A 24,036-nucleotide genomic window follows, 5' to 3' on the forward strand; every position below is an offset into this window, starting at 1 on the left:
ATGGAGATTAAATTTATTGTGATAGACGACGAACCGCCCGCCTTACAGGTGACCAAAACCTATGCACAGGAATTTCCCTGGCTGAAATTACAGCATACTTTTACAGATGCCATTTCCGCAGCGGAATACCTGCGGCAGTATTAATATCGTCGGGGAATGCCATCTGCGTAGTTCCTTTCAGTTTATCATTCACGTATACCTGTGCATGAATATGCGTTACCCTGCCTTCATACCAGCCCGGGTAAATGGAAGTAAATTTAACCTGCCCGGCTGTATCCGAATACTGCAATCCCCTGCAGAAAACCAGCGCGGTATTATCCTGCGTACCGAGGTATCCCGGTTGCTGTAGCCGGAATAATAACCATCCTTATCGCAATGCCAGATATCTACCCTCGCGTTGGCAAGCGGCTTGCAGCTGTTGTTGGTGTTCAGAATGTTAATGGTAATTTGCAACGGGGTACCTGTTTTGCCATCGGTGATATCCACGCGCTGAATGGAGGAGCCCCTGCTGTTGTAGAGTGGATAGGGACCATCTGTTTCTTCCGGGGAAACGGTACAGGCGCCGCTGCTGCTATCTGTTCCGGGATCGGCAGCATCACTTTTTTTACAGGCTTCAATCAGCACCGGCACAGCGGTAGCGCTGATAAACAGTTGTTTCAGGAATTGTTTACGGGAGTTTTCCATCTCATCATTTTTGATCTGCTATAAAGGTTTTGATTATATAACAGATTTACAAAAAAAGATAGATGAACCGGCCCTATGTACCGGAGAATAGCATTTCCGGAGCGGAAATAAAATCCCGGCTCCGGAAATGTTTTAACAGATTAGCTCATGCAACGATTAGTGATACAGATAATTAAGCGCAATGATATCATTGGCATTAAATGTACGGTTGCCGCCATTGGAGCAGGCCAGCATCCAGGAGTTGGCATCCGGTGCAGAAGGAGTGCCCGGAATATATACTGCGCCTACATTGCTTGCGCCTTCGTTGGTGGCAGTACCGCCGCAGCTGTAGGAACGGTCCATGTAATCGGTATGACGCATACCAATGCAGTGACCAATTTCATGCTGGATAACAGAACCTACATACAATACGTTGGGATTAGATCCGTAGGCGTACTGGTTGGTGTTCATCTTAATGGTGCCATACGGATTACCACCGCTGGTAGGAAATCCGGAAGAACCGAGTGTGATGTAACCACCGCTTGGTCCCTGGTTAAATCCTCTGATGGTAATGTCAGCGGCGCCGCTGGTTACACGCTGAAAGGTCATGCGCAGCCCCAGCCTGTTGTAACGTGCAATGGCAGTATCAGTGCCAGCGATAAAGGCAGTACCTAAACTGGTCACCTTAATTTTGATAACGCGGGGTAATGCTGTAACCAGGTAATTAGTGCGGTACTGTTCTGTTTTGGCCACCCGTAAAACAGGGCTCGTAACGGTTTCTTTCAACTGTGCAGCTGTAAGCAGGATGTCACCTTCCACAAGGTAGCCATCTTCGGTTTTTACCACGTTCTCTGTGCTAAAGCCATTTGCTTTAATCTGGGCTAACACTTCTGCTGACACGGGATCGGGCTGCGCTTCTTTTTGTGCGCCGTTCTTCTGACAGGACGCAAAGAGGAAAGCCGCTGCCATGCAGCAGAGCACAGGAATTGATTGTGTTCTCATAATTCAGATTTTTGGTTTTGGTTTAGAAAAAAAAGTTCAGATTTTTGGTTTAGATTTTAAAAAAAGATATCCCTGTCGCCTGTTTTTTCAAACAGGCCACTGTTAACAACACTAAATGCCCGCGCTGATCTGTGGCTGAATAAGACGTGGAATAAAAACAATTACGTACTAAAAGCACATTGTTTTTTTCTTCTTATTGCCGCAAACGCGATCGCCCAGCTTTGATTATCTTCCGGAAACTGCAGTTGTGATACTGTGCTCTCGTTTTCGGATACATACAACAGCTAATATGCCCTGCTATGGCATAGCATCAGTTTTTAATGGGTTGGTAGTGATTCAGTAATGCCGGTTATTTCCGGTGACTAAGATTTGCTCTATCAATTAAGAAACTGTGTAACAGATTCAGATCGTTGTTCAGATTTAGTTGAATTTTATATTAGGTTTTCCTCTTTCAATATTACAACATTCGTTTAATTTAAAAAAAATATTTTGTTTTAGTATTGATAAAAAATTGTGTTGAAAATCTAAATACAGTAGCTTTAGGTAGCAACACTAAACCAAAATCACTCACCCGTTGCCGACACCTGCATGCGGATAATACCCTCTAAAATATGGCCCTTGCTGTTTTTGCAGCTTTGTTATTTTTACTATGCTGCTGCACAGCAATCACACTATCCCGACAGTCTGGTGCAACGGTATGCTACCGATACGTTTTCATTGCAACGGAAAAGTGGTCCTTTCCTGGTGAAGTTTGCAAAACTGCCAAATGAGTCAAAGCTGCAGCAATGGGGACTTGTACAGCCTCTCTCCCGCTATCATTACATATTACAACACGTACCGGAAGATAGTACGCTCGTATATTGTTACAGTGCAGGTTATAATTTTAAAGCAAGCATTCCGCTGCTGCAACAACTGGAACAAACATCCGCGCGGGATAGCATCACTATACAGGTGTCATGCCACCCGGCAGAAAAGCAATTAATGTATGCCCGCGTGCAGTCGTACTCCACGCAGTACCACGTAGCCAGGGCAAAGGTTAAAAAGCAGGACTGGCCCCTGTTTATTAGTCAGGTGGCCATACAGTTCGCAGACCTTATCCGGCGACCGGTCCCTGAAATTATTATCAATACCGGCAACCTGGCAGTGAACCGGATCCCTTTCGCCCAACAGCAATTTCCACTTATCACAGGAAAACGTATAACCGTTTCCGTTAAAGAAGATTTATTTGATACCACTGATATCGATTTACAGGGACGATATATTCCTTCTTCCTATAATTCCTCTCTCCAAACCGCGCATGCTTTAATAATGGCTACGCTGATTGGCGGCGCGGGCAACAGTGGTGCAGGTGGCAAAGGCGTGGCGCCTGAAGTAAAGCTGAGTTCTGCAGACTACAACAGCAGTCTCCTTCCGGATGATGATGCCTATTATCGTCAATCCGGCATCACGGTACAAAATCACTCCTATGGTACCGGCATCGAAAATTATTATGGCGCCGAAGCCGTGGCCTATGATCAGCAGATTTATGAAGCAGATACTTTAGTGCATGTATATTCTTCCGGGAACATTGGTACATCACCAGCCTCCGGCGGGCGTTACCAGGGCATTACAGGGTACGCTAATTTATCCGGCAATTTTAAACAGGCTAAAAATATTATTGTCAGCGGTGGTACAGATGGCGCCGCGCAACTGATCGCACTCAGTTCCAAAGGCCCAGCCTACGATGGCCGCATTATGCCACATGTAACCGCTTATGGCGAAGACGGCACCTCCGGCGCAGCAGCGCTTACCAGCGGTGTGGTGGCATTACTCCAGGACGCCTGGCGTATGCTGCACAACACGCCCGTTTCCGCCGCCCTCATCAAAGCCGTTATCATTAACAGCGCCTTCCGGCCCGCAGGCGTACACCCATCATTTGGCAGCGGATATGGCAACCTGCACGCATATGGCGCTATCAAAACCATACAGGACAACCGCCTCCTCCAGGGCAGTGCCGGCAACCATACGGCTACGTCCTTCAACATCGCTGTTCCGGAGGGCATACATGAGGTGAAAGTAACCCTGTGCTGGAATGATCCTCCGGCCACTGTTAATGCCGTTAAAGCGCTTATAAACGACCTCGACATAACAGCTACCACCGCCGACGGCAAAACCTGGCTGCCGTGGACGCTGAGCACCTATCCGTTAATTGATTCATTATTGCTACCCGCAAAACGTGGCAGGGATAGCCTCAACAATACAGAACAGATCAGTATTGAAAATCCGGTGCCCGGCAATATGCGGGTGCAGGTATCCGGCGCACAGGTTACTGCCGGCACACAGCCTTTCTACCTGGCTTATGAACTGGTGCCGGTAAAAACCTTCCAGTGGCAAAACCCCGCCACAGGCACTACGGCAGCCGCAGGACAGGCATTGCCGCTGCAATGGGAAACTACGTATAGTGGTAACAGTGAGCTTTCCTACAGCAGCGACAGCGGCCGCACCTGGCTGCCCATTGCACAAAACATCCCGGTGGAAAACAGGCTGTATAACTGGAACGCACCGGATATTTTCAGCCCGGTGATCCTGAAACTAACGTTAACGGATACCTCGTTTATCAGCAACCCTTTTTACATTTCGCCGGCACTCACCATGCGCGCAGGATTCAACTGCACGGATACGGTATTGCTGTACTGGAACGGACAACCGGGCGCCACTGCATACCAGTTGTACACCATGAGCAATACGGCGCTGATTCCGTGTAGCCAGGTCCATGATACTTTTGTTTTTATCCCCAAGGCAACGGCGTCGTCGTTGTATTTTGCAGTAAGCCCCGTCGCTGCCGGTGGCTGGACGGGCATCCGCAGCTATGCCGTTAATTACACGCAACAGGGTGTAGGCTGCTATGTACAAAACCTGCTGACCGATCCTACTACCGATAATAAAGTAGCACTGTCGCTCACACTGGGCAGCACCTGGCAACTCCAAACGGTTTACTGGGAGCGGTTTACACGGGAAGGCTGGATAACGCTGCAACAGCAACCCGTAGGCGATGCCATGAACTTTAACTACCTCGACGACAGCGCACCGGAAGGACTGCTGCGTTACCGGGTGAAGTTGCTCACCTCTAACGGGCAATATATTTATGCCGAACCGGTTACCGTTACCATCATTGCAGGTAATCATATCTTACTTTTCCCCAACCCCGTAAGCAGCCAGTTCACCGTTTTGGATGGCACCCCACGCAGCCGCCAACTGGTAATTACGGATATGAGCGGACGGATAGTATTGCAGCGGAATCTTGAAGATATCCAGGAAACGGTGGAAGTGCAGCGACTGGCAAATGGGATTTATAACTGTAGTATTTATGCAGATAATAAACGGATCTACTCCGCACAGTTTGTAAAGCAGCAATAATTGCTGCGCAATGCCGGGTTATGATGAGCTTCCTGCTAAACAAAACAGCTGCTCCGGTAAACCGGAACAGCTGTTATTATACTTACAATAAGATAAGACTACAGGTGAATTGCTTCGCCGTAAGCTACTTCTATGGCGTCTTTTACAGATTCGCTCATAGTTGGATGCGGGTGGATGGAATCCAGCACTTCCTGGTAAGTAGTTTCCAGTTTACGTGCTACCACTGTTTCTGCGATGATTTCAGTAACGTTGGCGCCGATCATGTGGGTACCTAACCATTCGCCGTACTTGGCGTCGAAGATCACTTTTACGAAACCTTCAGTGGCACCGGCTGCAGAAGCTTTACCGGACGCAGAGAATGGGAATTTGCCCACTTTCACTTCGTAACCGGCTTCTTTTGCTGCCTTTTCAGTATAACCTACAGAAGCAATTTCAGGTGCGCAATAAGTACAGCCCGGGATGTTCATGTAGTCAATTGGTTCTGGTTTGTGCGCATATTTCTTTTCATTGTATGCGATAGCTTCCACGCAGATGATACCTTCTTTAGAGGCAACGTGTGCGAGGGCTTGACCAGGCACCATATCGCCGATAGCGTAAACGCCCGGGATATTTGTCTGGTAATATTTATCAACCAGTACACGGCCTTTATCGGTTTTGATACCCATTCCTTCCAGGCCGAGATTTTCGATATTAGCAGCAATACCTACCGCGCTCAGTACCACATCTGCTTCCAGGGTGATTTCGCCGGTTTGGGTTTTCACTTTTGCTTTCACACCGTTACCACTTGCTTCAACAGCTTCTACAGAAGCGTTGGTCATGATTTCGATGCCTTTCTTTTTGTATATTTTTTCCAGTTCTTTGGAGATATCTTCATCTTCCACTGGTACAATGCGCGGGAGGAACTCAACGATGGTTACTTTAGTACCCAGGGTTGCGTAGAAGTAGGCAAATTCAACACCGATAGCGCCGGAACCCACAACAATCATGGATTTAGGCTGCTGAGGAAGGGTCATTGCTTCACGGTAGCCGATTACATTCTTACCATCAATCTTCAGGTTTGGCAACTCACGTGCACGTGCGCCGGTAGCCAGGATGATATGTTTTGCGTCGTGTACAGTGGCTTTACCGTCTTTATCGGTTACTTCCACCTGGCCTTTGGATTTTACCTTTCCATTGCCCATTAACACGTCGATCTTATTTTTCTTCATGAGGAACTGAACGCCCCTGCTCATTTTATCAGCAACACCGCGACTACGTTTGATCACCGCCTCGAAATCCACTTTTGCATCACCGATCGTGATACCATAGTCTTTTGAATGCTGTGTATATTCAAAAACCTGTGCAGTTTTTAACAAAGCCTTCGTTGGAATACAGCCCCAGTTTAAACAGATACCACCCAGACTCTCTCTTTCCACTACTGCAGTTTTAAATCCCAGCTGAGAAGCACGGATAGCAGCCACATATCCGCCGGGCCCACTACCAATTACGATTACGTCGTATGCCATATTGTTTAATTTTTAAATTGAACTTGCCAAAGGTAAATAAATAAGCAGAAAGCACAAAGCCTATTGCAAAAAGCCACCGGAGCGGAGATTACGGGGATGTTTTGCAACATTTACCGCTGTAATCCGCGCTCCGGTGGCTGTTATACTAAAATCCTATACTATCGCAGATCTACTACTTCCACGCCAGGGTAATTTTTGGCATCGAAAGTAAAGGTAGCATCGCTCAGGTTGGTATTTGGTGTAAAATTGGTGATTTCGTAAGTATAATGGTTACCATTCTTCTCAAACACCTTCATCCTGGCAATGCTCTGGTTTTTCTTATCTACAGAAACAATCACCTTAAATATAGTCTTAGATTTATCTGTAGGCGTCAGTTCTACATTCTGGAACACCTTACCTTTTTCCTGCGTTTCTGCTTCCAGTTTGTACAGGTAATCTTTATCGTAGAAGTTGGTGAACAGTTTGGCCGGTGTCATGGCGCCACTGCTCTGATCCACGTTATTAATAGTTACTTCATTCACATCTTTCGCGTATGTCCAGGAAGTTTTGTTATCGCTGATGATTTCCTGTCCTGGCAGCGTTACTTTATATTTAGCTCCCTTCAGATAAACAGTACCTTTTTTAGAATCTGACACGCTGTTATTAGCGCCTTCTACTTTTAATATAAAATTAGCGACTACTGTTTTTAATGACTTAAATTTATTACTAACACCATCCAGAACGGTTTTTGCCTTTGGGTCGGAAGCGCCCTTAGATTGTGCCATGCCGCTGAAAATGATACCACTCAACAACATTCCGGTTAATACAAATTTCTTCATCGTAGTTTTTTTTAGTTTGTGCTATCCAACAAAGACAAATGCCATGCCGGTATAGCCGTGTAGGTTTTTACAGGGTGCAAAATTCATTATATTTCCTGAAAAAGGGTAATAAATTCCGACCGCCTTAACATATTATAACAAATTATTAAGGATTTCATTCAGCTCGCTTTCTGTTTTCACCAGCACATCCCTGGCTTTGCTTCCCATATTGGGGCCTACGATGTTGGCAGCTTCCAGCTGGTCCATCAAGCGCCCTGCACGGTTGTAGCCCAGCTTCATCCTGCGTTGCAGGAGGGAGGTGGATCCCTGTTGGGTGGTAACAATCACCTGGGCGGCCTCTTCAAACAGCGGATCCCGGTCGGCGATACTCAGTTCGCGGCCATCCGGATCCTTGTCATCCACATACTCAGGCAGCAGGAAAGCATCGGGGTAGCCTTTCTGGTTACCAATGAATTCAGCCACGTTTTCCACTTCCGGCGTATCCACGAAGGCACATTGCAGGCGTACCAGTTCCCCGTTGAAGGAAACCAGCATGTCTCCCTGCCCTATCAGCTGTTCGGCGCCGCCGATATCCAGGATGGTACGGGAATCTATTTTTGAAGATACCTTAAAGGCCACGCGGGCCGGGAAGTTAGCTTTAATAGTACCGGTAATGATGTTTACAGAAGGGCGCTGGGTGGCAATGATCAGGTGAATACCTACTGCACGGGCCAGCTGGGCCAAACGGGCAATCGGCATTTCCACTTCCTTACCGGCTGTCATGATCAGATCCGCAAACTCATCTACCACCAGCACGATGAACGGCAGGTAGCGGTGGCCTTTCAGCGGATTGAGACGGCGTTGCGTAAATTTACCATTGTACTCACGGATATTGCGGGTACCGGCTTCTTTCAGCAGGTCGTACCGCAGGTCCATTTCAATACACAGGGCATTGAGCGTGTGGATCACCTTTTTGGTATCGGTAATGATCGCATCATCTTCACCGGGTAATTTGGCCAGGAAGTGTTTCTCAATGAGCTTGTATAACGACAACTCCACTTTTTTCGGATCTACCAATACGAACTTCAGCTGGGAAGGATGCTTTTTATACAGCAATGATACCAGCAAAGTGTTGATACCAACGGATTTACCCTGACCCGTAGCACCTGCCATCAGCAGGTGGGGCATCTTGGCCAGATCGGCAATAAAGTTTTCGTTGTCGATCTTTTTACCAATGGCAATGGGCAGATCCATGGTGCTGGTCTGGAATTTTTCCGAGGCCAGCATATTTTTAAGAGATACAATGGTTTTCTTCACATTGGGTACTTCAATACCAATGGTACCCTTTCCCGGAATAGGCGCAATGATACGGATACCGAGCGCCGACAGGCTTAACGCAATGTCATCTTCCAGGTTTTTAATACGGGAGATACGAACGCCGGCAGCCGGCACAATTTCGTACAGGGTAACGGTGGGTCCTACTGTGGCACTGATCTTCTGAATGGAAATATCATAGTTCTTGAGGGTATCAATGATCTGGTTCTTATTCTTTTCCAGTTCAGCGGTATCCTGTACAATCACTTTATCCGCATTATGATTTTCCAGCAGGTCCAGGGTCGGGAACTTATAATCTCTCAGATCCAGGGACGGATCGTAAGGATCTACCGGTTCCACAGGCCGTGTAGGCGCAATCTCTTCCACTTCGTCTTCCTCGTCCTGGTAAGTGGGTTTTATTTCGAAGGCCACTTCTACCGGTTCCCCTTTCTTTTTGCTGACAGGGGCAAGCGGTTGTTCGGGCGTTTCTTCTATATACAATAATGGTCCCGGATCTTCTTCTTCCTCTTCTTCCTCCTCCTCTGCAGGCTGCCCGTTTTCGTAAGCTGGTTCGGCAGGCAGGTAAGCTGCATGGGCAGAAGGGATCACGGTGATGTCTTCCCTTTCCACCAACTGCATAGGTGGCAGGTCTTCCTCGTCTTCTTCCGGTTCCGCATGCGGCGGGATTACCATTACGCCACCGTCGTCGCAGAGACCGTTTTTACGTGCGTCTTCTTTCGCCGAGGCGGCGGATGTTGCCGCAGTGGTTTGCATTACAGGGGCCACCGGTGCTGTGGCGGGTATGGGTTTAGGTGCTTTTATTTTTTTCTCCGGCCATTTGAAGTCGAAGTTGAATTTCCAGATAAGCCAGGAGAAGCCAACAACCAGCAACAGCAGGGCGGTTCCTGTTTTGCCTACGAAGCCGGTGGTCCATTTATTCAGGGCATCGCCCAGGGCGCCGCCCCAGGGGAAATCGCCGCCGCCGATGGCAAAGGCCATTGTCATGCTGATAAAGAGCACACCAAACAGGATATATTTTATACTGCGCCAGATACGGAATACCCGGCGGCCAACGATGAAATTTACACCGATGATAAAAAAGAAGTAGCAGAACAGGTAAGCGGCAATACCTACGCCATAAAAGAAGAAGTTATGCGATACATAAGCACCCAGGCGGCCGAGCAGGTTATCTACTTTTACATCTCCAAAAAATAATTCCCGGGTAGAATAATGGAAAATTTTATCCTGGTCATCTTCCCAGGTAAAAAGATAGGAAGTGAAAGCAATAAAGCAATAAACAGACAATAAAAGAAAGAACACGCCCAGTACCTTGTGGGTGCGCTCATCTTTTACCAGCTCTTTTACCTTCACCTCGGGCTCCTTGTCTTTCTTCAATACATCCGGGTTCGGTGCGGGGCCTTTCGGTGGTTTCTTGCTTTCCGGTTTTTCGGTTTTCAGTTTATTCTTGGACATATTATAATTTCAGATTTGGGACTACCTGTCCTCCGACGGCGGCAACTGTAAGATCCAGTGTGCCATAAACTCGGGAACCAGGGGATCAATGGTTTGCTCCAGCTCTCCGTATTCGTTCACTTCACATGTTTTGCAGCGCTGAAACAAATGGTTTAATCCATCAAACTTACGGATTGTTGTGAGCAGATTACCATTTTCGTTCAATGCGCGTTCAATTTCTTTCAGATTGGCGGTAGCATCCACCTGTATATCTGCGGTGCCGTTGATTGCCATAAACGGACATTTGATCTGTTTCAGGTAGGTCAGCGGCTTATATCTTAATAACGAAATAGTTTCCGGACTCATATTGGCTCTCCGTATTAATTCATCCTCTGTTTGTACCTTCTTAACGTCTTCGCTTGAATTACGGTATATATCCCGGAGAATTTCCTGTGCCCTTGGCGTTATGGCTACGATGTCGCTGTCGCTTGCCAGGAGGTCCCAGTAGGGCTTCATGCGTGCCTGTTCTGCCAGGATCAGGCTATCCGGTTTGCCGGCCACTTTCCCTTTGGCGAAAGCTTGCTGGTCGATCAGTTCCCGGCCGCTTACGCCCACTCCTGCCATGGATATTACAAAGGCCACTCCCGGATTGTTTGCTGCCACTATTTGCGCCACAATAGCGCCTTCGCTGTGTCCGAGTACCCCCATCCGCGAAATATCCACATCCTTCCTGGCTTTCAGGTATTTCAGCGCGGTGAGCGCATCGTGCGAAAAATCGTAGATATCGGATGTATAAAAATCGCCGGTGGAGGCGCCAAATCCCCTGTCGTCGTATCGCAGGGTAGCGATACCGTTACGGGCAAAATAGTCGGCCAGCACCAGGAAAAGTTTATGCCCTGCTATTTCCTCGTTCCTGTCCTGCGGACCGGAGCCGGAGAGCAATAACACTACAGGATACTTGCCCTGAGCTGCCGGGCGGGTGAACGTTCCGGCGAGTGTTACACTGTCTTTTATGTTATTAAACCTCACCTGTTCCGTGTAATACGGGAAAGGCGGCTTTGGTTCCTGTGGTCTTTTGTACATCTCGGCGGCCGTAATTTCTTTCCGGCTAAGGTCGGCATGACTTTGATCATCGCCCAACCCGGTAATGCCCCTGAACTGCTTTGCAGCCGGGTCCCATACACCGGTAAAGGAAAACCGCATCCCGTCTATACGCAGCAACAGGGTATCCTTGCGATACACGACTGTTTCAATCTCAAACTGGTCGTCGTCCGACATTTCGGGCAGCTGGAGTGTTCCTTTATAGCCCTCGCCGTCTTTTGCCAGGTCTACGATCATACGGTATTTATCCCCGTAATATAGTTTAAAGGTGCCGTACCATTTACCGGCAATATTTGCATTATCCTGCGCCATTCCCACTGACCCTGTCAGTAAACTCACGATCAACACCCAAAAACCTCTGTACATATACGAGAATGCTTTATGCTTTTAATTTTAAGACTCCTGCCAGCAGGCAGATCCAGCCGGCAATAAAAAACACGCCGCCAACAGGCGTAATGATGCCGATGCCTTTCAGGCCTACGTTGCCGGTAGTTTTGAGCAGCGTCATCAGATACAGTGAACCGGAGAACAGGATGATGCCGATAATGAAGCATCTGCCAGCCCAGATTATCTGGTTACCGGGCACATGAGCAAATAAGATGCCGGTAGCGATTAATGCAAATACGTGATAGAACTGATAAGTAACCCCTGTCTGAAAAGTAGATACGGTTTCGGGAGGCACCAGCTCTTTTAGTTTATGTGCGCCGAATGCGCCTAAAATTACTGCCAATGCACCTAATACCGCCGCCCAAACTAAAAAACTCTTATGCATATTAGAAATTTTGCGTAAAGGTATCCAATGAAATATTATCAGATGTAATTATATGCTTCGATTGCTGGTAAAAAGGAAGACGCTCTGCCATTTTCTTCTCTACAAACCCGGTCAGGTCTTCATCTTCCAGACCGGCAATCAACGGCCGTTTGAATTTTTTACGTTGCAGGCGTTCCACCATTACATCTACAGAAGGGTTGATCCAGATGGTAGTGCCATGTTCGTTCATAAAATCCATGTTCTCCTGGAAACAGGGCGTGCCCCCGCCGCAGGAGATCAGGAAGTTTTCCTGTTGGGATAACTCCCGGAGCAGCTGACTTTCCTTTTCGCGGAAATAATCTTCGCCCTTGCTGGAAAAAATATCAGCAATGGTCATCTCCTCCGCTTCCACAATCACTTCATCCAGATCGTAGTAAGGCAGTTGCCAGTGATCCGCCAGTTGTTTACCCCAATAGGATTTTCCGGCACCCATAAAACCGAGTAAATAAATCTTCATAAATAACGCGACAGTGCTTAATAAATTCGTTCCTCACGCAGGATGAGTCCATGCCAGGCATAGGTCATTTTCCATAATATATTGCAAATATAACCGGGTATTTGTATCCTGTTTGTTAAAATCGGCGGTGATGAAACCGGCCTGTTGAAAAACAAAGGGATGCAATTTCATATTCTCCTTAAAATCAACGCTTCCCCGGCCATACCATTTAAACATCGCTTCTTTGGCGCTCCAGCAGATTGTTTTATGCGACAGCTCCTGTTTGGGATCGATAAACGACCGTTCTGAAGGCGACAGGAACTTGTGAGACACCAGTTCTATTTTAGGTTTTACCTCTTCAATGTCTATGCCCACCGCTGCTTTAGTACTAACGATAGCGGCAGCATAATCGCCGCAATGTGAAATGGAGAAGTGGTGGCTATCACCTGCCAGCACCGGTTTACGGGTATGTGTAAACATAATTTCCTGAATGGGGAATTCCGGGAAAAGCGTTACCAGTAAATACCTGCCCGCAAAATGCTGTAAGCGTTTATGCGGATGGTGAATAGCCCGGCTGATGCTTACCTTTTCCTGGAAAAAATTTTCCGTTTCTGTTATCTTCCATACACCCAGCTTCGTTTCCGGATCAATTTGTATCGTTCGTATTAATGGCATATCTTGCCAAATTAAAGCAAAAAAGCAGAAAAAACAGCTTTTGGCAGCAGGTCTTTCACTAAATGCCAATAGCTGAAAAATAAAAGCTAACAATACAGCTCACTAAAACTAAACGAACCTAAGCATGATTCTGTCAGACAAACGGATATTGGAGGAAATTGAAAAAGGCACTATCGTTATTGCTCCCTATGACCGGAAATTTCTGGGTACCAATTCTTATGACGTGCACCTGGGGAAATACCTGGCTACCTACAAAGACCGTGTACTGGATGCGCGCAAACACAATGAAATTGATCATTTTGAAATTCCGGAGGAAGGGTTTGTGTTACAACCCGGCACCCTTTACCTCGGCGTAACAGAAGAGTATACCGAAACGCATGCACATGTGCCGTTCCTGGAGGGCAAATCCAGCACCGGCCGCCTCGGGATCGATATCCATGCCACCGCCGGTAAAGGCGATGTAGGATTCTGCAACACCTGGACCCTGGAAATTTCCTGTGCACAACCTGTACGCATATACGCAGGAATGCCCATTGGCCAGCTGATCTACTTTATGGTAGAAGGCGAAGTAGAAACGCTCTATAACAAAAAAGGAAATGCCAAATATAATGGTCGCACCATAAAACCGGTGGAGAGCATGATGTGGCGGAATGAATTTTAAATAAGGAAGCAGTCAGCAGCCGCCAATGGCTAACTGCTGACTGCTATTTTCAACTCATGTGCTTCTGTAATGGTGGGCACTTCCAGCTTCCTGACCAACCGTTCCATTGCTGCCGCCGGCACTACTTCCTCCCGCTGCCGGTTTTGCTGTAACAGCTTCGCTGCCGGCACTTCCACATACACAATTGTTACTGCTGCTTCATACGTTGTAAAAAGACTGATCACCTGTTCCCTCATCTGCCGTGTAATGTTGGTGGCGTTCCATACGAAGGATTTTTTTTCCCGGAGATAGATCCTGGCTTGTTCCTTCGCAGCCTGGATCACTACACCATTGCCGCTTTTATCAGTAGGACTTATTTTCATGGTTTGCCGGATATGATCCAGGGAGATGACCGGCAGGTGTTTATAATGCCGCTGTATGTACGTGTCTTTCCCCGCGCCAGGTAATCCGCTCATCAGTATGACCGGTGTTTGCAGCGTTTCAAAGGGCACATAGTCCGGTGAGCTGCCGGTTTTAAACAGGTATTCCATGCGCGCCTGCGGTGTGGCAAACGGGCGTGGTTGTCCCCAGCAGTTATTTTCCCGGCACAACTCTTCGAAGCAATCCAGCCGGTAGAGCAGGTCTGCCTGATCGGCACAGTTGCGCCCAAGCGCATCGGCGCGGGCCAGCAATGCCAGCAGCTGTGTATTCACTTCCAGGCTGGCGGTGATCAGCGCTTTCTGCGGATCCGGCTTTTCAAAGATCCAGAGCGGCAGGCCGTGGTACCTCACCAGTTTGGCGATTTGCTCGCGGACAAGGAAGGGCGCCGGCACATCCCTGTAAAGGATTTGCCGGGCCCGCGCTTCCCCTTTGCGGGCATGACCCGCAGAAGTGATGCGACCATCCGGTTCAATAACCGTAGTGCTGTATTTTTCCACGTCGTGCAGCAGTGCGGCTGCCCACAGCAGTTCCTGGTCTGCCGCCGGCAATTGCCGGTAGCCCGGCAACTGTTGCAAGGCTGCCAGTACCATCTGCGTATGTACGGCCACGTTACCTTCTGCGTGGTGCCGCGCGTCCTGCGGAACTTCCTGCATCACGCGCACCCATTCAAATGTATGTTCCAGGTGCGACCAGTTTTTATTTTCACTGAGCTGCCACATAGTTACCTCCTTCATTATTTAACCTGGCACGGCGCCAATGGCGGGTCCAGTGCTGGTCTGTTTTTACATGTCCTTTGCGGACATACTTAAACACGTTGTCTGCAAAATCGCTCACCGCATATCCGTTGGCGTTGCGGGATACAATGCCTTCCATGGTAACGGGTTTACCGGTATGCACGTCGTGCGGATCAAAGGCGCCGGAACCGTTTACCAGCCCTAGTATATCACGCTCAAACTCCTGGCGTGTAGCCGGCGGCGTTATACGATTTACTTCCGGCACCACCGGCAGGCCGAGCATTGCCGCGTAGAATTGGGTTTCCTCCCAACTGAGCCACTGCTGGCCTTCCCGGATGCCGAATATATAAAAGTGATGATCCAGGTTGCGGTATTCAATAGAATGTACCGCGTAAAGATTTTCGAGGAAGATCTCCAGGTCACCCAGGTCGTTCTTTATGCTTTGCCAGTAGCGGCGGATGCTTTCCGTCCACGGCGAAGTAGTGGGCGCCGCATGTGAGCGCGCAAATACCCCGTACCGGGATAAGCAGTTATTTTCTCCGTCCAGTTTTTCCGTATGGATCAGCACCGGTATCTGCTGCAACGATTGCCAGTATTCATATTGGATACGGTCGTCGCTCGTAGTGCCGGGCGAAAACGGATAATGCCAGGTACGGCCATATTTCTGAGAAATTGCCATGTCATCAGGGTTTAAGTTAAACAATAGTTTCACAGGCCGGTTCCGGGATGGAACGGCGAAAGGAATGATTTAATATGCCTGTGAAATTACATGGCTCAAGTGTTTGCAGTTTTTAATCTAGTACGCCGCAAAAGTAAAGAAAATAATTAAATAGTATATTACACAGGCTTTTGAAAACAACAACAATCATCTTCTGCAATGAAAAAATTCCTTCTTTGCGCAACCGCCGCAGCTGCCCTGGCAGCCTGTAATAACGGCAACAGCAGCAATCAAACCAAGGGTACCGACAGTACGCTGAATAACGCTTTCAGCGCCTACCAGGCACATTTTATTGATGCCCTCTGGAAAGAAAACCCCGACTGGGCTACCAGTGTGGGCTATCATAAATACGACTCGGTGCTGGTAGTGCCGGATAGCACGGCTGCCGCAGCGCGACTCGCATTTGCGCAGCAACAACTGGATTCCCTGAAATCCTACGATCCCGCTGCGTTGAATGACGCCAATAAAATTGATTACCAGCTGATACAGAACTACCTGGAATCGGTACAATGGGGTATTAAAGAGCAGAAAAGCAATGAATGGGACCCATCTTCCTATAACGTTAGTAACACGTTTGCCTTTATCTTAAATGAAAACTACGCGCCGCTGGAAACCAGGCTACGCAGCTTTGGCAGCAGGTTGAAAAATATCCCGGCTTATTACGAAGCCGCTAAAAAACAGATCAAAGATCCCGTACCGGAACTTACTTCGCTGGCAATAGACCAGAACAACGGGGGCATATCGGTATTTGAAAAAGACTTTGCAGATTCGCTGAAGAAAACGGGTATCCCGGCAGCAGAGCAGACCGCCATGCTGGCCAGTGCCCAAACTGCCACCAAAGCGATCCGTGATTACGCCGCGTGGCTGAAGGTATTGAAGCCGGAGCATCCGCGCAGCTTCCGTTTAGGCAAAACGCTGTACGATCAGAAGTTTAAATTTGACATCCAGTCGTCCTTTACTGCCGCGCAGATCTATGATTCCGCGATAGCACGCAAAGCTTTTGTGCATGGTGAAATGACAAAGATCAGCCACCAGTTGTGGCCGAAATATTTTGGCAATACACCAATGCCATCCGACTCGCTGGAACTTATCGGCCGTATGATCGATACGCTTTCTGTGAAGCATGTGAAGCCGGAAGAGTTCCAATCGGCCATAGAAAAGCAGCTCCCTTCGCTGATTGCGTTTATCAAAGAAAAGGACCTGTTGTATATTGATCCGTCCAAACCATTGGTGGTACGTAAAGAACCGGCTTACATGGCAGGCGTGGCAGGCGCCTCCATCAGTGCGCCCGGTCCCTACGACAAAGGCGGCAACACCTACTACAATGTTGGCAGCCTGGAAGGATGGCCAAAAGATAAAGCAGAAAGTTATTTGCGTGAATACAATCAATACATCCTCCAGATACTGGATATTCATGAAGCTATACCGGGGCATTATACCCAGCTGGTGTATGCCAACCAATCCCCCAGCCTCATTAAATCGCTCATGAGCAATGGCGCCATGATTGAAGGATGGGCCGTATATACTGAGCAGATGATGCTGGAAAACGGCTATGGTAATAACGAACCCGAAATGTGGCTGATGTGGTATAAGTGGAACCTGCGCACCGTATGTAATACCATTTTGGATTACAGTGTGCATGTAAAAGATATGAGCAAGGAAGATGCAATTCATTTGCTGACCAAAGAAGCGTTCCAGCAGGCCGCAGAAGCAGCAGGTAAATGGAAGCGGGTGAGTGTATCCAGCGTGCAGCTGACCAGCTATTTCACCGGTTACAAAGAAATCATTGATCTCCGCGAAGCTTACAAACAGCAGCAGGGCAAGGATTACAGCCTGAAAGCATTTAATGAGAAATTCCTGAGCTATGGCAGTGCGCCGGTGAAGTATATTCGCCAGTTGATGCTGGCTCATTAGCGGATTTTGTCTTTCTCACTGATTACGCTGATTATACTGATTTCTTTGATTTTACTTTTGGATTTTTTTTGATTTTTAGATTAATAATAACTAAGGGAGATAAGAGCGAATATATCCGCTTTTATCTCCCTTAATCCTTTATAAAACCCAAGAGTTAAAATCCAGAAAATCAATATAATCAGCGTAATCAGTGAGAAAGACAACCTCCGCGTCAGGTGTCGCACGTAACATCGTCCCAGAACTGGTTCCTGTAGTTGGTGAGCCAGTTGAGGGCGTAGTGCCGTTCGTATACGATGCCGGGATGCAGCGGTTCTTTTTCGCCTTTCAAGCGGGCGTCTACACAGGCCCAGTTGGCGCGGTAGTAGAGGTCGTTGGCGTCGAGAATTTCTGTGGCGCTGCGCAATTCTGTGGCGCCGGCCAGGAATGCTGCGGGATCGGAGGCAGGGCCGCGGAAGGGAAAGGCTTCTTCCGGCACCATATCGAGGTTGCAGAGGGCGTCCATTTCGCCGAGAGACGGTACTTTTTTCAATGCCCAGAGCAATACCCAGATGTCTTCACACTTCCAGGTTTCCCGTGTTTTGGCGTCTTCCTGCGGATCTTCCAGGAAGGCTCTTTCGGCGGGTGTGGTTTTATCCCAGAGCTGATGTTGTTGCAGGTAGCTGATAACGGTGGGGCTTTCGAGGTATCCGAAGGCCACGGTGTTTACGGCGGCGAGTACGGCTACCCGTTGGGCTGTTTCTGCGGCGGAGCGCAGCACGACTTCCTGCTCATCGCGGATAACAGGAAGGTTGACGGTTGTTTTCACCTGCATTTCCTGCAGGAGCTGTATGTTCCGTTGTTTTCTTTCTGTTGCGGAGGAGGAAGGTGTGTCCTGGTTATCGAAATACCGTGCGTTGATATTTACGGTGAGATTGGTAGCGGTAGAATGACCATTTACATCGAGCAGCAGTGCGCCGGTTTTATCCCAGAAGCCTTGTACTTCGGTGTTGAAGATGAAGTTATTTTCGCAGAAGAAGATGCCATCCAGTTCGTCGGCCAGGTCCATGATGGCGGCCCGGAGGTCGCCGTTGAATGAAGGTGTGGCGAGGATAACGATTTCCGTATTGAGCGTCGCTACTTTTGCGAGCAGCAGTTCTTTCAGGGCCGGGTTTTCTGCCGGCAGCTGCTGTACAAAGCCGTACATGCCGAGCAGGTTGGTGGTTACCGGGTCGTCGTTCCGTACCAGCTGGTAACCGGGCGTGGCGCGTTGCCGGTAGTTGATGGTGAGGGTATGACCTTTTCGCAGCAGTTTTTTCCCTGATGTGATGGTCAGTTGTTCCCAACGGTTCGCCGGTCCGTTTACTTTCACTGCCTGATCTCCAAAATGCGCCCTCATACGGGTCAACACTTTCTCCATTTCCACCTCATGCGTATAGAGCGTACAATTTTCCATGCTATTTCTTTCGAGGGGGCAAAGGTAGCTTAAAGCGGTTAAAGATGGTACCGGATTTGCCTTGTTACAGGAAAACGGACGACATACACATATTTATTCCAAGCATAAACATTTTCATATGAGTAAGCGATCATTGCCTGTACTGGCTGCCTTCCTGTTGTTTATAGCTGCGAGCTGCGTGCCGCCGAGACGTCCCCGGCCGCCTAAACCACCCCGCCCCCGTGTTCAGGTTATTTTGCCTTTTTCGCTCCCGGCCGGTTCTGCAGCAGGTGGAGGATTTTATTCAGCTTAACCGGGTCGTTGATGTAAGGCGACAGGTCGAACAGTTCTACTTTCCGGAATGCCACCGGGTGACTTTCGCTTTGCAGGGAGATAGAGCCTTCGGATAACAGTTTACCATCTTTTAACAGTCCTGGTTGCGGATGGGAAACATTGCCCCCGCCCATTTGCGGTTTATTGTATACAATAACAGTATCGCCTTCTACAATGTGTTTAATAACGGAGTCGCGCAGCACCAGCGCTTCCGCGCGCACCCAAACATCGCCCTGGTATGTTTTGGAGGTGGAACTGATGCAATGGTCTTTGATAAGTTTTCCATTCATTACCACATTGGTGCCCGGCGTACACAGGTTGGCCGTAGAGCGGGGATCGGTGCCATTACCGCCCAGTAATTGTTCTTCCAGCGAAATGGGGAAGTCCTGGTCTTTGGTCATGCTGGCGGCAGTTTGTCCGTGCAGCATGATACCACTGTTGCGGAAAGCCCATCCGGGGCCGCCTTTTACCTGGTCGCCGGTAAATTTATATTCTACTACCACCAGGTAAGCAGAAAAGTTCTTTTTATAGAAGATGTGTCCATATTGTTCCCTGAACTCGTCATAATTTTCGTAGCTCACTTTCAGCATGCCGCTGTCTACCCGGAAGGTATTCCCGAAATTATCGTTCAGGTCATGCCCGGTTATTTTAACGTCCCAGTCTTTCAGGTCCTTGCCATTAAAGAGTTTTAACCATTTATTGGGTGCAATTTCCTTCTGCGCTGAGCTATGGAGGCCGGCCAGCAGTAATAGCGCGGTGAGTGCTTTTTTCATGTGTTCTTTTATTTACCGGGTTAAGATAGCCTATCGCTAAGAGAAATGCAAGATGTGGTTGGCATATAATTCGTGCTGCCACAATCATATTTACTTTCTTATGAAAACACTGTTATGTATACTTCTTCCTTTGGGAGTACTGATTAGTTCCGTTGCTTACGGACAGGAAAACGGCAACTGGCAAAACGTGCTGGAGCAGCAATTACAGGTATTGGCTACTGCGGCGCCGGAGGACTGGCCACCGCGGATAGACACGCTTACCGCATTGGCGGAGGCGCATCCGGAGGAATGGTTGCTGCAGTATTATGCGGGGTGGTCGGCTACACAGTTATCGTTTAAGTCGGATAAAGCGGCTGCCGACGCGTTGTGTGAAAGGGCAGGACCTTTTGTGAAGAAGGCGCTTTCCATGCAACCGGGTAATACGGAAACGCTGACATTGATGGGGTATTGGCTGTCTGCCAGGATCAATGCTACTCCTTCCCGCGGGGTTTCCCTGGGCGGCCAGAGCAGGAGTTATGCAGAAAAGGCTATTGCGGCTGATTCTTCGAATCCGCGGGCATGGCTGGTAAAAGCGTTGAATATTTACTATACACCCGCTATTTTTGGCGGCGGTAAACAGCGGGCTAAGCCGACAGTAGATATTGTGGCGGCCAAGTTCGCCGCATTCAGACCGGATAATGCGCTGGCGCCTAACTGGGGTCAGCAGATCTTTGATGCGCTGATGGCTTCCTACCAGTAAGCATGTTTTCCCCTTGTGAGCGTAGTGTGTAAGAAATTACGCACCGTATCGGATGTGCCACAGGAACATAAGAGAAGCCATCATATTTATCTTGCTAAATATCAACAAATTAGATCATTTACCACAAAAGTGCAGGGTTTTAGCTGTAAGTTCCCCAAACTGTATATATGAGTTCCTTAACACAACAACTTAGTTTTCAAGATCCACAACAACCAAAAGCAGGGTCCATATATGATAGCTCCAATATCATCAATGTTACACCCGAAGGCCGGATTGTCTCTATTTTTTCCGGTGCATGGCTGCTCGGCAGCGCCATCAGTAAAGTAGATAAATCGCCTGTATCCAGTCTTTTAAAACTCCTGGGAGCCGGTTACCTGTTATACAGAGGTATCAGCGGTAATGACCTGGTAAATGGATTTCTGGGTAAACGGAAACCGGATAAGCATACTGCGTCTGTAAATATCAGGACTACCATCTCTATTGATAATCCGAAGGAGGAGGTGTATTATTTCTGGCGGCAGCTGAACAATCTTCCGGTGTTTATGAAGCATTTGCAGTCGGTAGAAGAAACGGATCCATTCCACTCGCATTGGGTGGTAAAGGGGCCTGGTGGCATTGGTACGCTGGAGTGGGATGCTGAAATTGTGAAAGAGGTACCGGGAGAACTGATTGGCTGGAGATCTTTGCCGGGGTCCTCTATTGCTACTGCGGGCAGGGTTACCTTCCGGGAAACCTTTAACGGGGGAACCGAAATTGATGTGATGATCACCTACCGGCCACCGGCCGGATATGTAGGCTCCGGGCTGGCCTGGTTGCTGAATCCGGCGTTTGAAAATATGCTGGTAAAAGATATCAAACGTTTCAAAAATTATATGGAAACCGGCGAGATACTGAAGTAGTTTTACCCAATAAAAAAGCGGAGATAATGAACCATCTGTTTGTTATCTCCGCTTTTTTTATGTGAACTATCATTACGACAATGCTTCTCTTCTGAACCTGTTGTAAACGCCCTGGCTTTTATTAATCAGTTTCAGCACTCTTTGACGGGCGTCGTCCTGCAGGCCGCTTATTTCGTGTTCGAATACTTCTTTCAGATCCGACAGATCTTCTCCGCCTTTTCCTACCAGGCCATTGATCTTATGGCGCCAATCATCTGCTGTTGTTTTGATTTTTTTGCGGGTTTTATCGCCGCTATCAGGGGCTGTTAATAATCCAATTACTAAACCGGTAGTTAGGCCGGCTATAGCACCTGCAAGAAATTTCGTTGTAGACATAATTTCTGGATTTTTATGGTTTAACAAATGATTTGTGTGCATGGTTCATTCACACGGTAACCAGAAATTTTCAAATATCAGGCCAGTAAAAGTAATGAGCGAAGATCCGATCTTAAAGAAATGTTATTGTGTAAAATAAAGGGAAGAAAAACCACCTGCTAAGAGAGAGTAAATGTACCAGTATCAATATCGTGAAAATTCGAAGGGAACGCTATCCAGGACAACATCAGAGTTGACATTGTCCCGGCAGGTGGATAAGATAAGCGTATTAGATAATGGAATTTATAAAAGTCAAACGGAGCAGTAAAATAATTACATTCTGGTATTTTTCAAACCTTTTTGAAAGAAATGAAATAATAAATTTTATTAAAAAGTAAATCCTCCCCGGAAAGTAAATACCAGAGAGGATTTGTGTGTTCCAGCACAATATTATACAATAGTCTTATATCTTCGGTATAATACCTTTTTAGCCTGAATATCTGAAAAGCACCAGGTATGAAAACGGAATGTTAACGGGAAAATAACCCTTGCGTATACCTTAAGAATACCTCCATTATACTTTGACTACGCTTTAAACACGCTTCATCCACGCCTTTGAGGTTGAATTGATGTGGACTTGATGCGGTGGTGAGGTGGACTTGATCCGGTCTACTTTGCATCCAGCATATTGGAAACCAGGCGGTTAAAGTCGGCCTGGAATTGTTCATAATGCTCACGTGTTCCGGGGCCGGAAAAGCCGGTATGAACCTCCTGCACGTTCCCTTTTTTATCGATAAAGATAGTGGTGGGGAAGCCTTTGATGCCGGTGAGCTGCGGGAGCGTTTTCTCTCCTTTCTCAGGATCAGCGGGCGTTACGCCGGTGATCAGTACCGGGTAGTGCACATCAAAACGTTTCAGGAAGCCTTCCAGCGCATGTTTCGACTTTTCGAAGTCGGTGGTGCGTTCGTAGGCCAACCCGATCACTTCCACGCCGCGGTCTTTGTTTTTCTCATACCATTTGCTGAGGAAGCCGGTTTCGTCCATACAATTAGGGCACCAGGAACCCATCAGGGTGATGATCACCACTTTATTTTTGAAGCGGTCGTCTTTGATACTCACCTTGTTGCCGTTGAGATCGGGGAAGGTGAAATCCAGTTGTTGCTGACCAGGTTTCATGGTGGCGATGGTTCTTTCGTCGGGGAGTTTGGCGGTATCATTTTTCACGGCAGACCAGTACTCGAGCCCGTCGCCGATACCAGCGAAGAAGCGGCCGTTTGTGATGCTGTCTTTCCCCACGCGGGCGGTAAACAGGTAGGCGTGGGAGCCGTCGAAGGTAGAAAGGCGCAGGGTATCGCCATCCACCACGCCGTCCAGGAAGCGGTAGTCGCCGGTGGTGGTGAGGAACGTGCCATGCACGGTGTTACCGGATTGTTTAAACTCACCGATGGCGGTGGAAGGGGCTTTGTCCTTATCTTTTGCAGATACGAACTGTGTTACCCAGCGGCCGGATACATTGGCGGTGGCCGGTGTATTTACGGCGAAGCGTTCTGCTTTGCCTGCGACGGCAGAGAAAGGAATGCTTACGTCCTTATCGGCGAGGTGCCTGATCCAAAGTCCTTCTGCTGCGCTGTCGGAGGTGAGCTTCGCTTTAAATTCCGAGTCGAAGAAGGGCATTTTAATCAGCAGGGAGTCGCCGGTTACAGACACTTCATCTACCAGTAATTTATCTGTCGCATTCAGCACGTACAGCACCTTTTTACCAGCGGTAGTATCTTTTACTTCAAAGTTGAAAACGATGTCTGCCCCGTCGGTGCGGTGCAGTTTTGCCTGCCACACACCATTGGCGGGGTTTTTAGTAGATTGACCGGTATTGCAGGCGGTGAAAGCCAGGCTTATACCTGCCAGGAAGATGCTTAATTTTTTCATAA

At 48.1% G+C, this 24,036-nt stretch carries 21 protein-coding genes; 6 read left to right on the forward strand and 15 right to left on the reverse strand.

Features of this window, described 5'->3' with window-relative positions:
• Entirely contained in the window at positions 1-144 is a 144-nt protein-coding gene (locus tag QFZ51_RS26265; RefSeq protein WP_429050409.1) for a hypothetical protein, read from the forward strand.
• Between the two features lie 72 nt (positions 145-216).
• On the opposite strand, the gene QFZ51_RS26270 is transcribed toward QFZ51_RS26265, so the two are convergent.
• Both QFZ51_RS26270 and QFZ51_RS26275 read right to left on the reverse strand, forming a co-directional pair.
• Positions 217-684 (reverse strand): hypothetical protein, encoded by a 468-nt coding sequence (locus QFZ51_RS26270; RefSeq protein WP_429050410.1) that lies wholly within the window; start codon positions 682-684, stop codon positions 217-219.
• Between the two features lie 156 nt (positions 685-840).
• On the reverse strand, positions 841-1,665 hold the full coding sequence (locus QFZ51_RS26275) for a M57 family metalloprotease (RefSeq protein WP_429050411.1): 825 nt from the start codon (positions 1,663-1,665) through the stop codon (positions 841-843).
• Between the two features lie 618 nt (positions 1,666-2,283).
• Between QFZ51_RS26275 and QFZ51_RS26280 the strand changes: the two genes are divergently transcribed.
• On the forward strand, positions 2,284-5,061 hold the full coding sequence (locus QFZ51_RS26280) for a S8 family serine peptidase (protein ID WP_429050412.1): 2,778 nt from the start codon (positions 2,284-2,286) through the stop codon (positions 5,059-5,061).
• 98 nt (positions 5,062-5,159) lie between these two features.
• On the opposite strand, the gene lpdA is transcribed toward QFZ51_RS26280, so the two are convergent.
• The 7 genes from lpdA to QFZ51_RS26315 form a co-directional block, all read right to left on the reverse strand.
• Entirely contained in the window at positions 5,160-6,566 is a 1,407-nt protein-coding gene (gene lpdA / locus QFZ51_RS26285; protein ID WP_370907972.1) for a dihydrolipoyl dehydrogenase, read from the reverse strand.
• 158 nt (positions 6,567-6,724) lie between these two features.
• The gene (locus QFZ51_RS26290; protein WP_429050413.1) at positions 6,725-7,384 is read right to left on the reverse strand and encodes a LolA family protein; all 660 of its coding nucleotides are present in this window, start codon (positions 7,382-7,384) and stop codon (positions 6,725-6,727) included.
• 132 nt (positions 7,385-7,516) lie between these two features.
• Entirely contained in the window at positions 7,517-10,150 is a 2,634-nt protein-coding gene (locus QFZ51_RS26295; protein WP_429050414.1) for a DNA translocase FtsK, read from the reverse strand.
• Between the two features lie 21 nt (positions 10,151-10,171).
• Complete coding sequence (locus QFZ51_RS26300; protein WP_429050415.1) at positions 10,172-11,596, reverse strand: alpha/beta hydrolase family protein; 1,425 nt, start codon at positions 11,594-11,596, stop codon at positions 10,172-10,174.
• Between the two features lie 13 nt (positions 11,597-11,609).
• Positions 11,610-12,002: a DUF423 domain-containing protein gene (locus QFZ51_RS26305; RefSeq protein WP_429050416.1), complete on the reverse strand. Its 393-nt coding sequence runs from the start codon at positions 12,000-12,002 to the stop codon at positions 11,610-11,612.
• A gap of 1 nt (position 12,003) precedes the next feature.
• The gene (locus tag QFZ51_RS26310; protein ID WP_370907977.1) at positions 12,004-12,498 is read right to left on the reverse strand and encodes a shikimate kinase; all 495 of its coding nucleotides are present in this window, start codon (positions 12,496-12,498) and stop codon (positions 12,004-12,006) included.
• 33 nt (positions 12,499-12,531) lie between these two features.
• On the reverse strand, positions 12,532-13,152 hold the full coding sequence (locus tag QFZ51_RS26315) for a 4'-phosphopantetheinyl transferase family protein (protein ID WP_429050417.1): 621 nt from the start codon (positions 13,150-13,152) through the stop codon (positions 12,532-12,534).
• 124 nt (positions 13,153-13,276) lie between these two features.
• On the opposite strand from QFZ51_RS26315, the gene dcd reads away from it, so the two are divergent.
• The gene (gene dcd, locus QFZ51_RS26320) at positions 13,277-13,813 is read left to right on the forward strand and encodes a dCTP deaminase (protein ID WP_370907979.1); all 537 of its coding nucleotides are present in this window, start codon (positions 13,277-13,279) and stop codon (positions 13,811-13,813) included.
• Between the two features lie 29 nt (positions 13,814-13,842).
• On the opposite strand, the gene QFZ51_RS26325 is transcribed toward dcd, so the two are convergent.
• Both QFZ51_RS26325 and QFZ51_RS26330 read right to left on the reverse strand, forming a co-directional pair.
• Positions 13,843-14,967 (reverse strand): AAA family ATPase, encoded by a 1,125-nt coding sequence (locus QFZ51_RS26325; RefSeq protein WP_429050418.1) that lies wholly within the window; start codon positions 14,965-14,967, stop codon positions 13,843-13,845.
• Positions 14,936-15,646 carry an RNA ligase family protein gene (locus tag QFZ51_RS26330; RefSeq protein WP_429050419.1) on the reverse strand — a complete coding sequence of 237 codons (711 nt, stop codon included), beginning with the start codon at positions 15,644-15,646 and terminating at the stop codon, positions 14,936-14,938. Before QFZ51_RS26330 ends, QFZ51_RS26325 begins: the two co-directional genes overlap by 32 nt.
• 198 nt (positions 15,647-15,844) lie before the next feature.
• Here QFZ51_RS26330 and QFZ51_RS26335 point away from each other — a divergent pair, with 198 nt between their 5' ends.
• Positions 15,845-17,599: a DUF885 domain-containing protein gene (locus QFZ51_RS26335; RefSeq protein ID WP_429050420.1), complete on the forward strand. Its 1,755-nt coding sequence runs from the start codon at positions 15,845-15,847 to the stop codon at positions 17,597-17,599.
• A gap of 211 nt (positions 17,600-17,810) precedes the next feature.
• Here QFZ51_RS26335 and QFZ51_RS26340 read toward each other — a convergent pair whose 3' ends face one another.
• Positions 17,811-19,031, reverse strand: a complete 1,221-nt coding sequence (locus QFZ51_RS26340) for a DUF4272 domain-containing protein (RefSeq protein ID WP_429050421.1) — start codon at positions 19,029-19,031, stop codon at positions 17,811-17,813.
• 230 nt (positions 19,032-19,261) lie between these two features.
• Positions 19,262-20,116 (reverse strand): 3-keto-disaccharide hydrolase, encoded by an 855-nt coding sequence (locus tag QFZ51_RS26345; RefSeq protein WP_370907984.1) that lies wholly within the window; start codon positions 20,114-20,116, stop codon positions 19,262-19,264.
• Positions 20,117-20,216: 100 nt separating this feature from the next.
• On the opposite strand from QFZ51_RS26345, the gene QFZ51_RS26350 reads away from it, so the two are divergent.
• A complete protein-coding gene (locus QFZ51_RS26350; RefSeq protein ID WP_429050422.1) occupies positions 20,217-20,855 on the forward strand; it encodes a hypothetical protein in 639 nt (212 codons plus the stop codon).
• A gap of 167 nt (positions 20,856-21,022) precedes the next feature.
• Complete coding sequence (locus tag QFZ51_RS26355; RefSeq protein WP_370907986.1) at positions 21,023-21,754, forward strand: SRPBCC family protein; 732 nt, start codon at positions 21,023-21,025, stop codon at positions 21,752-21,754.
• 72 nt (positions 21,755-21,826) lie between these two features.
• Here QFZ51_RS26355 and QFZ51_RS26360 read toward each other — a convergent pair whose 3' ends face one another.
• Together QFZ51_RS26360 and QFZ51_RS26365 are read right to left on the reverse strand one after the other, a co-directional pair.
• Positions 21,827-22,129: a YtxH domain-containing protein gene (locus QFZ51_RS26360; RefSeq protein ID WP_429050423.1), complete on the reverse strand. Its 303-nt coding sequence runs from the start codon at positions 22,127-22,129 to the stop codon at positions 21,827-21,829.
• A gap of 648 nt (positions 22,130-22,777) precedes the next feature.
• Positions 22,778-24,034, reverse strand: coding sequence for a TlpA disulfide reductase family protein (locus QFZ51_RS26365; RefSeq protein ID WP_429050424.1), 1,257 nt, complete (start codon positions 24,032-24,034; stop codon positions 22,778-22,780).
• Positions 24,035-24,036 lie beyond the last annotated feature (2 nt).

Origin of the sequence: Chitinophaga sp. W3I9 (assembly GCF_050434025.1) — a bacterium.
GTDB lineage: Bacteria > Bacteroidota > Bacteroidia > Chitinophagales > Chitinophagaceae > Chitinophaga.

Excerpts from the sequence above, each read along its gene's own strand:
- QFZ51_RS26265 (WP_429050409.1), top strand. The coding sequence starts at position 1 with ATGGAGATTAAATTTATTGTGATAGACGACGAACCGCCCGCCTTACAG.
- QFZ51_RS26270 (WP_429050410.1), bottom strand. The coding sequence starts at position 684 with ATGGAAAACTCCCGTAAACAATTCCTGAAACAACTGTTTATCAGCGCT.
- QFZ51_RS26275 (WP_429050411.1), bottom strand. The coding sequence starts at position 1,665 with ATGAGAACACAATCAATTCCTGTGCTCTGCTGCATGGCAGCGGCTTTC.
- lpdA (WP_370907972.1), bottom strand. The coding sequence starts at position 6,566 with ATGGCATACGACGTAATCGTAATTGGTAGTGGGCCCGGCGGATATGTG.
- QFZ51_RS26290 (WP_429050413.1), bottom strand. The coding sequence starts at position 7,384 with ATGAAGAAATTTGTATTAACCGGAATGTTGTTGAGTGGTATCATTTTC.
- QFZ51_RS26295 (WP_429050414.1), bottom strand. The coding sequence starts at position 10,150 with ATGTCCAAGAATAAACTGAAAACCGAAAAACCGGAAAGCAAGAAACCA.
- QFZ51_RS26300 (WP_429050415.1), bottom strand. The coding sequence starts at position 11,596 with ATGTACAGAGGTTTTTGGGTGTTGATCGTGAGTTTACTGACAGGGTCA.
- QFZ51_RS26305 (WP_429050416.1), bottom strand. The coding sequence starts at position 12,002 with ATGCATAAGAGTTTTTTAGTTTGGGCGGCGGTATTAGGTGCATTGGCA.
- QFZ51_RS26310 (WP_370907977.1), bottom strand. The coding sequence starts at position 12,498 with ATGAAGATTTATTTACTCGGTTTTATGGGTGCCGGAAAATCCTATTGG.
- QFZ51_RS26315 (WP_429050417.1), bottom strand. The coding sequence starts at position 13,152 with ATGCCATTAATACGAACGATACAAATTGATCCGGAAACGAAGCTGGGT.
- dcd (WP_370907979.1), top strand. The coding sequence starts at position 13,277 with ATGATTCTGTCAGACAAACGGATATTGGAGGAAATTGAAAAAGGCACT.
- QFZ51_RS26325 (WP_429050418.1), bottom strand. The coding sequence starts at position 14,967 with ATGAAGGAGGTAACTATGTGGCAGCTCAGTGAAAATAAAAACTGGTCG.
- QFZ51_RS26330 (WP_429050419.1), bottom strand. The coding sequence starts at position 15,646 with ATGGCAATTTCTCAGAAATATGGCCGTACCTGGCATTATCCGTTTTCG.
- QFZ51_RS26335 (WP_429050420.1), top strand. The coding sequence starts at position 15,845 with ATGAAAAAATTCCTTCTTTGCGCAACCGCCGCAGCTGCCCTGGCAGCC.
- QFZ51_RS26340 (WP_429050421.1), bottom strand. The coding sequence starts at position 19,031 with ATGGAAAATTGTACGCTCTATACGCATGAGGTGGAAATGGAGAAAGTG.
- QFZ51_RS26345 (WP_370907984.1), bottom strand. The coding sequence starts at position 20,116 with ATGAAAAAAGCACTCACCGCGCTATTACTGCTGGCCGGCCTCCATAGC.
- QFZ51_RS26350 (WP_429050422.1), top strand. The coding sequence starts at position 20,217 with ATGAAAACACTGTTATGTATACTTCTTCCTTTGGGAGTACTGATTAGT.
- QFZ51_RS26355 (WP_370907986.1), top strand. The coding sequence starts at position 21,023 with ATGAGTTCCTTAACACAACAACTTAGTTTTCAAGATCCACAACAACCA.
- QFZ51_RS26360 (WP_429050423.1), bottom strand. The coding sequence starts at position 22,129 with ATGTCTACAACGAAATTTCTTGCAGGTGCTATAGCCGGCCTAACTACC.
- QFZ51_RS26365 (WP_429050424.1), bottom strand. The coding sequence starts at position 24,034 with ATGAAAAAATTAAGCATCTTCCTGGCAGGTATAAGCCTGGCTTTCACC.